The following is a 12,720-nucleotide window of genomic DNA, read 5'->3' as shown; positions in this document are numbered from 1 at the left end:
CCGATACATCCGCGCGCTTCAATACGCTTCACCGCCAAACCGAAAGGAGAACTCGCCATGTTTGCCCGACTCAAGATCGCCGCCGTCGGCACTGCCATGGTCGCCGCGCTCGGCGCCGTCGCGGCGCTCACCGCTTTTTCATCTACCGACTCCGCGGCCGGCATGAAAGCGATGCAGCAGACCGGCGCGCAAGCCCCCGATTTCGCCGGCATCGATAACTGGATCAACAGCCCGCCGCTCGATCTCGCGCAGTTGCGCGGCAAGGTTGTGCTCGTCGACTTCTGGACCTTCGATTGCATCAACTGCGCGCATACGCTGCCACATGTGAAGGACTGGTATGCGCGCTATCGGGATAAAGGACTTGTTGTAGTCGGCGTGCATACGCCCGAATACTCGTTCGAGCACGACACCGGCAATCTGAAGAAAGCTATCGCGAGATATGGAATCGAATATCCGGTCGCGCAGGACAATCGATACGCAACGTGGAATGCGTATAACAACCAGTATTGGCCCGCGCTCTATCTGATCGATCAGAACGGGAAGATCGTGTATACGCATTTCGGCGAAGGACGCTATGCGCAGACTGAGGAAGCGATTCGCGGGCTGCTTGGAGTGAACTGAAAAAAACGCGCCGGCATGGGCGCGTTTTTAATTCACTCGATTGCGTGCGAACGCTCAACTCTGCCGCGCGACGACGCCTTGTGCATCGGTATCGCGCGTCGAGCCTTTCGCGGGGCGTCCCGCCCAATAGCCCGCGAGCATCGATCCCGACAAGTTGTGCCACACCGAGAACAGCGCGCCGGGCAAGGCCGCGATCGGCGTGAAATAGAGTTTGCCGAGGGTCGCTGCAAGGCCCGAGTTCTGCATGCCGACTTCGATCGCGAGCGTGCGGCAGACGGCTTCGTCGAAGCCGAGCAGACGGCCGCCCCAGTAGCCGCCCAGAAGACCGATGCCGTTGTGCAGCACCACGCCCACCGCGACGACCATGCCCACCGATGCGATGCTCTTCTGCGTGCCGCCGACGACCGCCGCGATGATCAGCAGGATCGACACCATCGACACGAGCGGCAGCATCCATTCGATCTTGCGCACGAGCTTGCCGAACAGATGATTCACGACGAGGCCGATGACGATCGGCAGCGCGACGATCTGCACGATGCTCATCAGCATGCCGTGCACATCGACGGCAATCGATGCATCGACATAAAGACGCGTAAGCAGCGGCGTCGCGAACACGCCGACGAGCGTCGACAACGCGCTGATCGTGACGGACAGCGCCACATCGCCGCGCGCGAGATAGATCATCACGTTCGAAGCGGTGCCGCTCGCGACACTGCCGACGAGCACCATGCCCGCCGTCAGATCGGGCGGCATGCGCAGCGCTTTCGCAATCGCCCATGCGGCAAGCGGCATCACGAGGTAATGCAGGACGATGCCCGCGATGACCGGCGCGGGCCGTGTGAAGACACGCCTGAAATCGTCGATGGAAAGCGTGACGCCCATCGACAGCATGATAACGGTCAGAAGCGTCGTGACGTGCGGCGCGATGCCCGTCACTGAAGAAGGCGCGCTATAGGCTGCGACGGAAACCAGCACGGCCCAGAGCGGGAAAAGGCGGGTGATGCGGGCAAGCATGAAAGCAATCCTCGAATGTCGTTGCGTGGTGTGTGGGGTTCGGCGAAAGCGGCGGTGCGCGGGATGACCGTACGGACGCAGACGGAAGGAAGCTTGCCTTCGTGAGGCGGACGCGGCCCGCAATGCCGTCAATGCGCGGGTCACACGCATCTCCGGCCGAACGGCGGGCAGGCGCATTTTACCCGGCGCGCGGCCAGATTTCGGGGAGCGCTTAATACACGCGATGCAAACGCCCGGCTTGTTCGACTCATTCGCAGCTAATTCACCGGCGGCATCATGCGCATCAAACAACCGGTCTGAAGGAGATGAACATGACACCAATCGCCATCATTCAAGGCACGCCGACATGGGTCTGGGTGCTGCTCGCATTCCTGCTGTATCGCGGCATCAAGGCGATGCAGGCCAGCACCACGCCGATTTCGAAACTCGCGATCATCCCGCTGGTTTTTGCGGGCATGGGCATCGCGCATCTGATTTCGTCGCCGCTCACGGGTGTGGCGGCTGTCGCCGCGTGGATTCTCGCGCTCGGTGTGGGCGTCATGGCCGGCGTGTTCAATGCGAGCCGGAGCCGCTTCATCGTCGATCCGATCGCGCGCACCGTGATGCTGCCGGGTTCGTTCGTGCCCTTGCTGCTGATCGCCGCGACGTTCATCGCAAAGTTCTGGCTCGGCTTCGAGATTGCGACGGTGACGAATCTGTCGGCGCTCGTGACGTATGGCGTGATCGATGCGGCCGTGTCGGGTGTCGTCGCAGGCATGTTCGCCGGACGCTTCTTCACGTACTGGAAAACGATGCACGCGCTGCGCGCCTCGTGGGCCTGATTGTTCTGCGCGCAACCTCCGGAAAATGCCGTCACACTTGTTACTCCCCGTCAGCCGCATTCGAGTGCAGACTGGTTCACGGCGAACAACGAGCAAGAGTTCAACTCAGGAGGTTGCAAAGCCATGACTACATCAGACGAAAAAGGAACGACGAGCGAACAGACTGAGATGCGCACGCCGCCCGTCGTGTCGGAACAAGCGTGGGAAGCGGCGCGTCAGGAGTTGCTCGTGAAGGAAAAGGCCCACACGCGCGCCCGCGACGCGCTCGCCGCCGAGCGCCGCCGCATGCCGTGGATGGCCGTGAAGACGGACTATGTGTTCGAGGGGCCCGACGGCAAGATCGGCTTTCTCGATCTGTTCAACGGAAGGCGCCAGTTGATCGTCTATCGCGCGTTCTATGAGCCCGGCGTGTTCGGCTGGCCCGAGCATGCGTGCCGGGGCTGTTCGCTGGTCGCCGATCAGGTCGCTCATGTTTCGCATCTGAATGCACGCGACACCACGCTCGTTTTCGTATCGCGTGCGCCGCAGCAGGACATCGCGCGACTGAAGCAAAGCATGGGCTGGAACATTCCGTGGTTCACGCTGACGGATCGTTTCGATGCCGACTTCGGCGTCGACGAATGGCACGGCACGAACGTATTCTTCCGCGATAAAGGTCAGGTATTCCGCACGTATTTCCTCAACAACCGCGGCGACGAGCAGATGGGCAATACCTGGAACTATCTCGACATCACGCCGCTCGGACGTCAGGAGTTATGGGAAGACTCGCCTGAAGGCTATCCGCAGACGCAGACCTACAAGTGGTGGAATTGGCACGATAGTTATGTCGATGATGCACCGCCCGACCGGAAATGGGTGGAAATATCCGACGCGGGCGAAGCGGCGTTTCGCGCCGAAAGCGCTAAAAACAAGGGGTGAAATTAATGGCGATGAGTGTGCATGAAGCTCAGCCATTCGCCGACGATAACCTCGGGCGCGTCTTCCTGCATCAGATGTCCTGATCCGGGCACACGCGTGAAGCGCGCCTGCGGAATCAGCGATGCGAGTTCGACACCGCGCTCGACAGGTATCCATTCGTCTTCCTCGCCCCATAGAATCGACACGGGACATGTCAGTTCACCATAGTGCGATTGCACTTCATCGGTATAGCGCTGATCCATTTGTGCAATCTGTCGATAAAACGCGGCCTGTCCTTTCTCGCCCGTCCAGGGCCGCGTATAGATTCGCAATGTCTCTTCCGATAACTTTCGATACGCCGCGCCTTGCAGATACGCATCGAGCATCGCTTGATGCATATACGGCGGCACGCCTGCGAACGCGGCTTCATGTCGACGCACATGACGCACGAACGGCGATCCCCAGGGCGCCACGGCAACCGGATCGACGAGCATCAGCGAACGATAGGCGCAGCCGTTCAGCAATGCCGCCCTGAGCGACGTCGCGCCGCCGAAGTCGTGAGCGAGCACGTCGGGCAATGCGCCGTTCCAGTCGGCGCGCCAATGGGCAATCAGCGCCGCGAGCACGCGGTTTTGCACGCCGAGCGAGACATCCTGATCGTCGCGCATTTCCGAAGCGCCATAGCCCAGCAGATCGAAGTAATGCACGCGCCGCGAACGGGCCGCAATCGGCGCGATACGCCGCCATACCTGCGATGAAAATGGCGTACCGTGCACCAGCACGAGCGGCGCACCCTCGCCGATCACGCCGTAGCGCACGGCCTGCCCTTCGAAGTCGAACACATGATCGAGCGGCAGACTGTCTTTCATTTCGCTCATGACGCTGTCCCGCTCAACGCAGGTTCGTACGCGCGAGTTCGACGATTTCATCGCCGCGCCCGCTCAGAATCGCTCGCAACATGTAGAGGCTGAAACCTTTCGCCTGCGATAGCTCGATGGTCGGCGGCATCGCGAGTTCATGCTTCGACGTGACGACATCGACAAGCGCCGGTCCCTTGTGCGCGAACGCTTCCCGCAACGCGCTCTCCAGTTGCTCCGACTCTTCCACGCGCACCGACCAGATGCCCGCGCCCTTCGCGATCTGCGAGAAATCGGTCTTGCTCAGATCGACATTGGTGTCGAGGTAGCCGCCCGCCTTCAACTCCATCGACACGAAACCGAGCAGGCTGTTGTTGAACACGACGACCTTGATCGGCAAGTCGAGCTGCACGGCGGAGAGAAGATCGCCGAGCAACATCGACAGACCGCCATCGCCCGATAGCGACACCACTTGCCGTTGCGGTTGCGCGGCCTGCACGCCGAGCGCCTGCGGCATCGCGTTGGCCATCGAACCGTGGTTGAACGAGCCGTGCAACTGGCGCTTGCCGTTCATCGTCAGATAGCGCGCGGCCCAGAGCGTCGGCGTGCCGACGTCCACGGTGAAGATCGCGTCTTCGGTGGCGATTTCATCGACGAGCTTCGTGAGGTATTGCGGATGGATCGGACGTCCCGGCGCGGACGGCGTCGCGAGATCGTCGAGGTCCTTGCGCGCGGTCGCATAGTGCTTGAGCGCGTTCTCCAGAAAGCGCCGCTCGTCCTTGCGCTGAAGCTTGGGCAAGAGCGCCGCCAACGTTTCCTTGATCGTGCCGACGAGCCCCATTTCCAGCGGCGCGCGCCGTCCCAGTTGCGAGCCGCGCCAGTCGATCTGCACGATCTTCGCCTGCGGCGGATAGAACGGGCGATACGGAAAATCGCAGCCGAGCAGGAGCAGCGTGTCGCAGGACATCATCGCGTGATAGCCCGAACTGAAGCCGATGAGCCCCGTCATGCCGACATCGAATGGATTGTCGTACTCGATGAACTGCTTGCCGCGCAGCGCATGCACGATGGGCGCGCCGAGCGTATCGGCAAGCGCGACGACTTCGTCATGCGAGCCGGCGACGCCGCTGCCGCACATGATCGTCACCGCTTCGCAGCCGTTCAGAAGGTCGGCGAGTCTGCCGAGGTCGGCGTCGGCCGGCACGATCGCGCCCGGCGCGCTCGCGGTCCAGCGCGGCTCCACGCTCGGGCCCTCGCTCAATGCGACATCGCCCGGCAACACGATGACCGCGACGCCGCGCTGATCGAGGGCCGCGCGCATCGCACGCTCCAGCACGCGTGGAAACTGCGATGCATTCGACACCAGTTCCACGAAGTGACTGCATTCCTTGAACAACTCCTGCGGATGGGTTTCCTGAAAGTAACCCAGCCCGATCTCGGTCGACGGGATATGCGCGGCGATGGCGAGCACCGGCTGATGATTGCGATGACAGTCGTAGAGCCCGTTGATGAGATGCAGATTGCCCGGCCCGCAACTTCCCGCGCACACGGCGAGCTTGCCCGTAGTGGCTGCATCCGCGCCCGCCGCGAAGGCGGCCGCTTCTTCGTGGCGCGTATGCATCCAGCGGATCGAGCCCACCCGATCGAGGCTGAACGCAAGTCCGTTCAGGCTGTCGCCCGTGACGCCCCAGATGCGTTCCACGCCCGCTGCCGCAAGCGTCTTCGCCAGATAGTCCGCAATCGTGTTCTTTGCCATGATGCTTCCTGTGATGAAGAGAGGGAGTCCAATGAGTGGCGAATCCACGGCCTGCGCGCGGCCGCGAATTCGCAATGGCTCAATGCATGCAGGATTCAAAACGCAAAGCGAGTGTACGCCGGAGCGCCGCGGCTTGTCTTGAACGGTGCCGACGCCTCATGGCGCGGTGATGCAGCGTGATTCGCACGGGGCTTTCGGGCACGGCGATAGCGGCATTTCGAATGCATTATTCGCTGACGAATCTTGTATGCCGAATGCAAACGACAAACGGGGCCGAGTCGACCGACCCCGCCCCGCTCGTTGCTCCGATTGCCGGATCGCCTAATCGACGCTCAACCGCTCGATCTTCCCGAGCACCACGGTATAGGACAGCACGCCGACCATCGCGACGATCGCGCAAAAGGCGAGCGCCCATTCGAACGAGCCGGTTTTCTGCACGATGAAGCCGATGGTGATCGGCGTAATGATGCCGGCCAGATTGCTCGCGAAGCTGGCGATGCTGCCCGTCATGCCGACGAGATCGCGCGGGGCGATTTCGGAGACGACGACCCACGTCGTCGACGACATGCCTTGCGCAAAGAATGCAACACACAAAATGCCGATGACGAGTGCATTCGATGTCGTATAGTTGGCGAGCACGATGGTGCCGGTGAACAGCAAGCCAATCACCATCGGCAGCTTGCGCGCGGTCGAAACCGGAACGCCGCGGCGGATCATCCAGTCGCCCCACCATCCGCCGAACATCACGCCCGCCGCCGCCGCGAGGTATGGCCCGACCGCGGCCGTTCCCGCGTGCAGCATGCTCATGCCGCGCGCCTGCATCAGATAGGTCGGAAACCAGGTCAGGAAGAAATAGAGCGTCGTGGTCGCGGCCAGCTTGCCGATGCACACGCCCCAGATTTGACGAAAGCGCAGCAGCTTCCAGACGTGATCCCAGCGAAACGCGTCGGTCGTGTTCGCGGACGGGTTGACCACGCCGCCGCCGTCGCGGATGTAATCGAGCTCGGCGTCGTTCGCCAGCCGGCTTTGCGCCGGTTCTCTATATGCAAAAAACCAGACCGCCGCCCACGCGATCCCGAGCAGCCCGGACACCATGAAAACCGCGCGCCAGCCGTACGTCGATGCCACGTAGAACTCGATCGGCGTCAGAAAGGCCGTGCCGACATACACGCCCATCGAGCACACGCTGCCCGCGACGCCGCGCTCGCGTTGCGGAAACCATGCGGTCGCGAGCTTGTTGTTGGCGGGAAACGCGGGCGCCTCGGCCGCGCCGACGCCGAAGCGCAATCCGAACAACGATGCGAAGCCGCCCGCGAAGGTCTGCAACGTCGTCAGGATCGACCATCCCGCGAGACACACGCCATACGTGACGCGCGTGCCGAAGCGGTCGAGAAAATAGCCGCCGGGCAATGTCGCGATCGCGAAGGCCCACGAGAATGCGGAAAACAGCACGCCCATCATGACCGGGCTTACCGAAAACTCTTTCGCGATCTGCGGCGCCACGACCGACATGTTCGTGCGGTCCAGATAGTTGATGATGGTGCCGATGAACACGAGCCCCAGCATCCACCATCGCGCGCGGGTGCGTCGCCGGACATGCGCGTAGCTGCCGGCGACCGTGCCGGCGGTTGCCTCGTTTTCCATGATGTGTCGTCTCCTGTTGATATGGTTTCGTGCGGCGATCGTTCAGCGCGTCATGCGAGCACAGCGTCATCGACCTGTAATTGCGCGGCCCATGCGCGCAACGCGGCGACCGTCTTAGGCGCGAGTGCGACGCCTTCGCGCCTATGCTTTTCGATGTTGCGTGTCGCCTGCTCGCCCGGAAGACGCACGGGTCTCGCGGGATCGATGGGCGCGTTGGCATGGCATCGCTCGGCCAGAAAGTCCATCTGCGCGATGGCGGCATCGCTGCCCGCGAACGCGGCCGGATCGAAGAGTTGCAGGTAGACGTTCGCACCCCAGCGCGTGGGCGCATCGCGGCGTCCAAAGCCCGAGAGTCCCTGCGTGAGCGCCTCGACCATCAGCGCGAGGCCGAAGCCCTTGTGCCCCGCGTCCTCGCCGCCGAGGAGCATCAGGCTGCCGCGCTCGCCGTCGCCTTCGAGCATGCGCGGATCGCGCGTCGGACGGCCCTTTGAATCGAGCAGCCACGCATGATCGAACGATTGACCCGCGCTCGCTTTCTGGCGCGTCATGGAGACCGTCGCCAATGACGCGCACGTATCGATCAGCACGGGAAAATGCGAGGTCGGAAACGCGAACGCGAACGGGTTGGGGCTGAAGAGACCTTCCTTCCCGCCGAACGGCGCCACGGCCTTCGTATGCGGTCCGGACGATGCAATCAGCGCATAGAAGCCGCGATCGGTCGCCTGCTTCGCGAGCGCGGCGAGACAGCCGATGTGATGGCTGCGCCGCATCGAGAACGTGAACACGCCGTGCTCGCGCACGCGCTCGAAACCGAGCGTGAGCGCGCGCTGCATGAGCCACAGACCCGGCAGATAGTCGCCGTCCCACACGAGCGTCGCGCCCGTATCGCGAACGACTTCGGGATCGCCCGTCGCGCGCATGCCGCCTTTCTTCAATTCGTCGAGATACGCGGGGCATTGCGCGAGACCGTGTGTCGAGCGGCCCATCATGTCGGTGAGCAATAGCAGCTCCGCTACGCACGATGCCTTATCGGCGTCCATGCCCGCCGCGGTGAAGAGCTGTGCGGCGAACGCCGCGAGCGCGTCATGCGGACGATGAAGGGTGGCGGGGAGATCGTTGAGGTTCATATCGGGGCAGACGGTGTCGTTTGATCGGTGAAACCAAGCGTAGCGCTCGCGACTGATACCCGATAGGCTCGTGTCTGCATCAGTTGATACCTATTGCGCATCGATGATCACGCTCGCCCAGCTCCGCTGCTTTCTCGCCGTCGTCGAAGAGATGAACTATCGGCGCGCGGCCGAACGTCTGAACATGACGCAGCCGCCGCTCACGCGGCAGATTCAGGCGCTTGAACATGCGGTGGGCGCTTCGCTTTTCGATCGCGGCGCGCGGGCCATTCGTCTGACGCCTGCGGGCGCGGCTTTCGCGCGTTCGGCCCGGCGCATCGTCGCGCAGGCGAGCGATGCCGTGCTCGATGCGCGCCGCATCGCGGCCGGCGATACGGGCTCGCTCACGATCGCGTTCACGGCGGCGTCGAGTTATGTGTTTCTGCCGCGCTTCGTCGCGTTGCTGCGCAGGGAAATGCCGGAGGTGTCGCTGACGTTGCGCGAGATGAGTTCGCCGCAACAACTCATCGCATTGCGCGACGAGCAGATCGATATGGGTTTGTCGCGTCCGCCGATCATTCAACCAGGCGTCGCGTCGATGCGTGTGTATCGCGAGCCGCTATGCGCGATCGTACCGCTCGCTCATCGGCTGGCTTCGCGCGAATCGCTCGCGTTGCAGGATCTCGCGGGCGAAAGCTTCATCACGTATCCGCCTGTGGAGGGCGTGTATTTTCATCGGCTCATCACCGGCGTGCTGCATGCGATGGGCGTGACGGTCGCCGAGACGCAGCACGTCACGCAGACGCATTCGATCCTCGCACTCGTCGGCGCCGGATTGGGTGTTGCGCTCGTGCCGCACTCGGCGCAGCGCGTGAGATTTCCCGATGTCGCGTTCAAGCCGCTCACGGGTCTCGACGATGTCACGGCGGATCTTCTGCTCGCGTGGCGCACGCAGACGGATAACCCTGCGTGCGCCACGGCGGTCGGGCATGTCACGCGGGCGCTCGAAGATCCCGCGTGGCTCGCACCGGATTGAAGTTCAAACGCCCTTGCGCACGGTATCCGGCAAATCGCGTCCGTGGTATTTCTTGTAGATCGTGTTCAGGTTACCGTTCTTCATGTTCGTGCCGACCCAGTTGTTCACCCATTCCTTCAGGCGCGGCTGATCCTTGTTCATCGCGATGCCGAGATCGAAGGTCTTCTGTTCGAACTTCATTTCGATGTTGCGTTGCGGCGCGCGATCCTGCATTTCCTTGAGGTTCGAAGGCGTGCTGGAGAAGACTTCGACCTGGCCCGTGACCATCGATGTGATGAGCGTCGCGTCGTCCTCATAGCGCTGGATCTGCGCGCCCTTCGCTTGTTGCGTCGTGAGCGTGTCGTTCACCGTGGCGCGCGTGAGACCGATGGTCTTGCCGTCGAGGTCCGCATAATCCTTCACCTTGATCGTCTTCACGCCGCCCACGATGATCGAGATAACCGCATACGGGTTCGAGAAATCGACCACTTTCGCGCGCTCCGGCGTAACCGACAGCGACGAGATCACGAGGTCCGCGCGCTTTGCCTGAAGCGTCGGAATGCGTGCGGCGTTGGTGATCTGCACGAGTTCGAGCTTCACGCCGAGATCTTTCGCGAGCGCGTTTGCGGTATCGACGTCCGAGCCCGCGGGCTTCAGATTCTGATCCGCATAGCTGAAGAGCGGCGTGCCGATCGCAATGGCGACACGCACGACGCCCGCCTTCTTGATGTCGTCGAGCTGATCGGCCATCGCGCTGTGCACCGCGCCTGCCATCATCAAGGTTGCAAGGGCTGCGCGTGCAATGATTATCTTCGCTTTCAAGTCGAGTCTCCGTCGTGATTGATGTTGCTGGATGCTGCTGGATAAGATGCTGCGAATATCAAAGTCCGTTATCGAGAAAAGCGCGCAACTCGGGCGTGCGCGGCGCATCGAGCATGCTGCCGTCGCCCACTTCCCACACCTTGCCCTGATGCATATAGATGATGCGGTCCGCGACGCGCTTGGCGAAGGCCATCTCGTGCGTGACGAGCAGCATCGTCATGCCGTCTGCCGCGAGGTCTTCCATCACGCGCAGCACTTCGCCCGTCAGTTGCGGATCGAGCGCCGACGTCACTTCGTCGAACAGCATCACCTTCGGCGACATCGCGAGCGAGCGCGCAATCGCCACGCGCTGTTGCTGTCCGCCTGACAATTGTTCGGGATACGCGTCGGCCTTCTGTGCAAGTCCGACCTGCTCCAGCACGTTCATCGCGATGCGCCGCGCTTCATCGCTCGACATCTTCTTCACGTGGCGCAGCGCGAGCTTGATGTTCTCTTCCACGGTCAGGTGCGGAAAGAGGTTATAGCTTTGAAACACGATGCCCACTTCGCGGCGCAACAGATGCAGATCGACTTTCGGATCGTCGACGCGAATGCCGCACACTTCAATCTGCCCTTGGTCGATCGTCTCCAGCCTGTCGATGCAGCGCAGCGCCGTGCTCTTGCCCGAGCCGCTCGCGCCGATCACGGCAATCATCTCGCCCTTGTTGACTTCGAAGGACACGCCTTTGAGAACATGATTGGAGCCGAAGCTCTTGTGAATATCGCCGACCTTAACGATTGCTGACATTGAGCTTGTTCTCCATCGATTGGCTCCAGCGCGAAAGCGGATAGCACAGGACGAAATAGAAAGCGCCGACCAGTCCGAAGATGAGGAACGGCTGGAAGATCGAGTTGTTGATGATCTGCCCCGCGCGCGTCAGTTCGACGAAGCCGATCACCGAAGCGAGCGATGTCATCTTGATGAGCTGCACGAGAAAGCCGACGGTCGGCGGCAATGCGAGTCGCATCGCCTGCGGGATGATCACGAGACGCAGCGTCTGCCAGCGCGTGAGCGACAGACACTCCGACGCTTCCCATTGCGGCTTCGGCATCGCTTCGATGCAGCCGCGCCAGATGTCGCCGAGATATGCGCTCGAATAGACCATCAGCGCGAGCCCGGCCGCGACGAGCGCGGGCACCTGATAGCCATACACCGACAAGCCGAAGTACACGATGAAGAGCAGAATCAGCAGCGGAATGCCCTGAATCGCTTCGATATAGACGATCGCGGCGCGCGAGAGCCACGCGCGCGGCGAAATGCGCGCGAGCATCACGCAAAAGCCGCCGATGCCGCCGAGCACGAACGCGAGCAACGAGAGCACGAGCGTCCAGCCGATCGATTGCACCAGATAAACCAGATGCGATGACGTGAATCCGCCGCTCATGCCGCACCTCCGGGAATGACCGTATCGATACGTTGCGAATCGGGCGGCGTCTTGCCGGCGCGTTTCGCGGCGAGACGGATCGCGCGGCGCCGCTTGAAGAGATGCTCGCCCACCGCCCACGCGATCAGCTTGATGATCAACGACAGCACGAGATACAGCGCCGCCACCACGATGTATGTTTCGAGCGAGCGGAACGTATCGGACTGCACGGTGTTGGCGACCGCCGTGAGTTCTTCCGCCGAAATCTGCGACGCGATCGCGGAGGCCTGCATCATCAGCAGAAACTGGCTTGTCAGGGCTGGATAGACCTTTTCGATCGACGGTTGCAGCATCACATGCCAGCCGATGCGCCACTTCGAAAGCCCGAGGCACTCGGCCGCTTCGATCTGTCCGCGCGGCACTGATTCCAGACCGGCGCGAATGATCTCGGCCGCATAGGCACCGATGTTGATCGTCATCGCGAGCGCGGCGGCCGCAAAGGTCGGCATGCGCAAGCCGATGCTCGCGAGACCGAAGTACAGGAGGAAGATCTGCACGAGAAACGGCGTATTGCGCACGGCCTCGATATAGACGATGCAGATGCGCGTGAGCACCGGCACTTTCGCGCGCTTGGCGAACGCGACGAGCATGCCGAGGATCAGTCCGAAGAACACGGCCACGCACGTCATCTTGAGCGTGAGCCACGCGCCCAGCAGGAACGTCGGCCAGTACGGCAGCAGCGGTGAAAAATCGAGAGAAAACAT

Annotated in this window: 13 protein-coding genes; 4 read left to right on the top strand and 9 right to left on the bottom strand. The window is 62.2% G+C overall.

The features are described 5' to 3' along the window. Positions 1-57: 57 nt before the first annotated feature. Positions 58-621 carry a thioredoxin family protein gene (locus QCE73_RS24215; RefSeq protein WP_309883901.1) on the top strand — a complete coding sequence of 188 codons (564 nt, stop codon included), beginning with the start codon at positions 58-60 and terminating at the stop codon, positions 619-621. A 54-nt stretch (positions 622-675) separates the two neighbouring features. Here QCE73_RS24215 and QCE73_RS24210 read toward each other — a convergent pair whose 3' ends face one another. Beyond that, positions 676-1,635 (bottom strand): bile acid:sodium symporter family protein, encoded by a 960-nt coding sequence (locus tag QCE73_RS24210; protein WP_309883899.1) that lies wholly within the window; start codon positions 1,633-1,635, stop codon positions 676-678. A gap of 311 nt (positions 1,636-1,946) precedes the next feature. Between QCE73_RS24210 and QCE73_RS24205 the strand changes: the two genes are divergently transcribed. After that, positions 1,947-2,456, top strand: a complete 510-nt coding sequence (locus QCE73_RS24205; protein ID WP_309883898.1) for a DUF6622 family protein — start codon at positions 1,947-1,949, stop codon at positions 2,454-2,456. Between the two features lie 123 nt (positions 2,457-2,579). Then, entirely contained in the window at positions 2,580-3,374 is a 795-nt protein-coding gene (locus QCE73_RS24200; RefSeq protein WP_309883897.1) for a DUF899 domain-containing protein, read from the top strand. A gap of 2 nt (positions 3,375-3,376) precedes the next feature. On the opposite strand, the gene QCE73_RS24195 is transcribed toward QCE73_RS24200, so the two are convergent. The 4 genes from QCE73_RS24195 to QCE73_RS24180 form a co-directional block, all read right to left on the bottom strand. Further along, positions 3,377-4,231, bottom strand: a complete 855-nt coding sequence (locus tag QCE73_RS24195) for an alpha/beta fold hydrolase (RefSeq protein WP_404989796.1) — start codon at positions 4,229-4,231, stop codon at positions 3,377-3,379. Between the two features lie 13 nt (positions 4,232-4,244). Further along, positions 4,245-5,966, bottom strand: a complete 1,722-nt coding sequence (poxB, locus tag QCE73_RS24190; protein ID WP_309883896.1) for a ubiquinone-dependent pyruvate dehydrogenase — start codon at positions 5,964-5,966, stop codon at positions 4,245-4,247. 321 nt (positions 5,967-6,287) lie between these two features. Next, positions 6,288-7,610 carry an MFS transporter gene (locus QCE73_RS24185; RefSeq protein WP_309883895.1) on the bottom strand — a complete coding sequence of 441 codons (1,323 nt, stop codon included), beginning with the start codon at positions 7,608-7,610 and terminating at the stop codon, positions 6,288-6,290. A 50-nt stretch (positions 7,611-7,660) separates the two neighbouring features. Continuing rightward, positions 7,661-8,737, bottom strand: coding sequence for an Ldh family oxidoreductase (locus tag QCE73_RS24180; protein WP_309883894.1), 1,077 nt, complete (start codon positions 8,735-8,737; stop codon positions 7,661-7,663). Positions 8,738-8,807: 70 nt separating this feature from the next. Here QCE73_RS24180 and QCE73_RS24175 point away from each other — a divergent pair, with 70 nt between their 5' ends. Continuing rightward, positions 8,808-9,752, top strand: a complete 945-nt coding sequence (locus tag QCE73_RS24175; RefSeq protein ID WP_309883892.1) for a LysR family transcriptional regulator — start codon at positions 8,808-8,810, stop codon at positions 9,750-9,752. Positions 9,753-9,755: 3 nt separating this feature from the next. Here QCE73_RS24175 and QCE73_RS24170 read toward each other — a convergent pair whose 3' ends face one another. Genes QCE73_RS24170 through QCE73_RS24155 form a run of 4 tightly spaced genes read right to left on the bottom strand, consistent with a single transcriptional unit; the run spans position 9,756 to position 12,720 of the window. After that, positions 9,756-10,553 (bottom strand): transporter substrate-binding domain-containing protein, encoded by a 798-nt coding sequence (locus tag QCE73_RS24170; protein WP_309883891.1) that lies wholly within the window; start codon positions 10,551-10,553, stop codon positions 9,756-9,758. A gap of 58 nt (positions 10,554-10,611) precedes the next feature. Further along, positions 10,612-11,340, bottom strand: coding sequence for an amino acid ABC transporter ATP-binding protein (locus QCE73_RS24165; protein WP_035499773.1), 729 nt, complete (start codon positions 11,338-11,340; stop codon positions 10,612-10,614). Then, a complete protein-coding gene (locus QCE73_RS24160; protein WP_187604215.1) occupies positions 11,324-11,977 on the bottom strand; it encodes an amino acid ABC transporter permease in 654 nt (217 codons plus the stop codon). The genes QCE73_RS24165 and QCE73_RS24160 overlap by 17 nt, the downstream gene beginning before the upstream one ends. Then, positions 11,974-12,720: an amino acid ABC transporter permease gene (locus QCE73_RS24155; protein ID WP_035499771.1), complete on the bottom strand. Its 747-nt coding sequence runs from the start codon at positions 12,718-12,720 to the stop codon at positions 11,974-11,976. The genes QCE73_RS24160 and QCE73_RS24155 overlap by 4 nt, the downstream gene beginning before the upstream one ends.

This window comes from Caballeronia sp. LZ029 (assembly GCF_031451275.1).
Lineage (GTDB): Bacteria > Pseudomonadota > Gammaproteobacteria > Burkholderiales > Burkholderiaceae > Caballeronia > Caballeronia jiangsuensis.
Note: the sequence above shows the minus strand (reverse complement) of the source record. Positions and strands in the feature narration are given on the sequence as shown.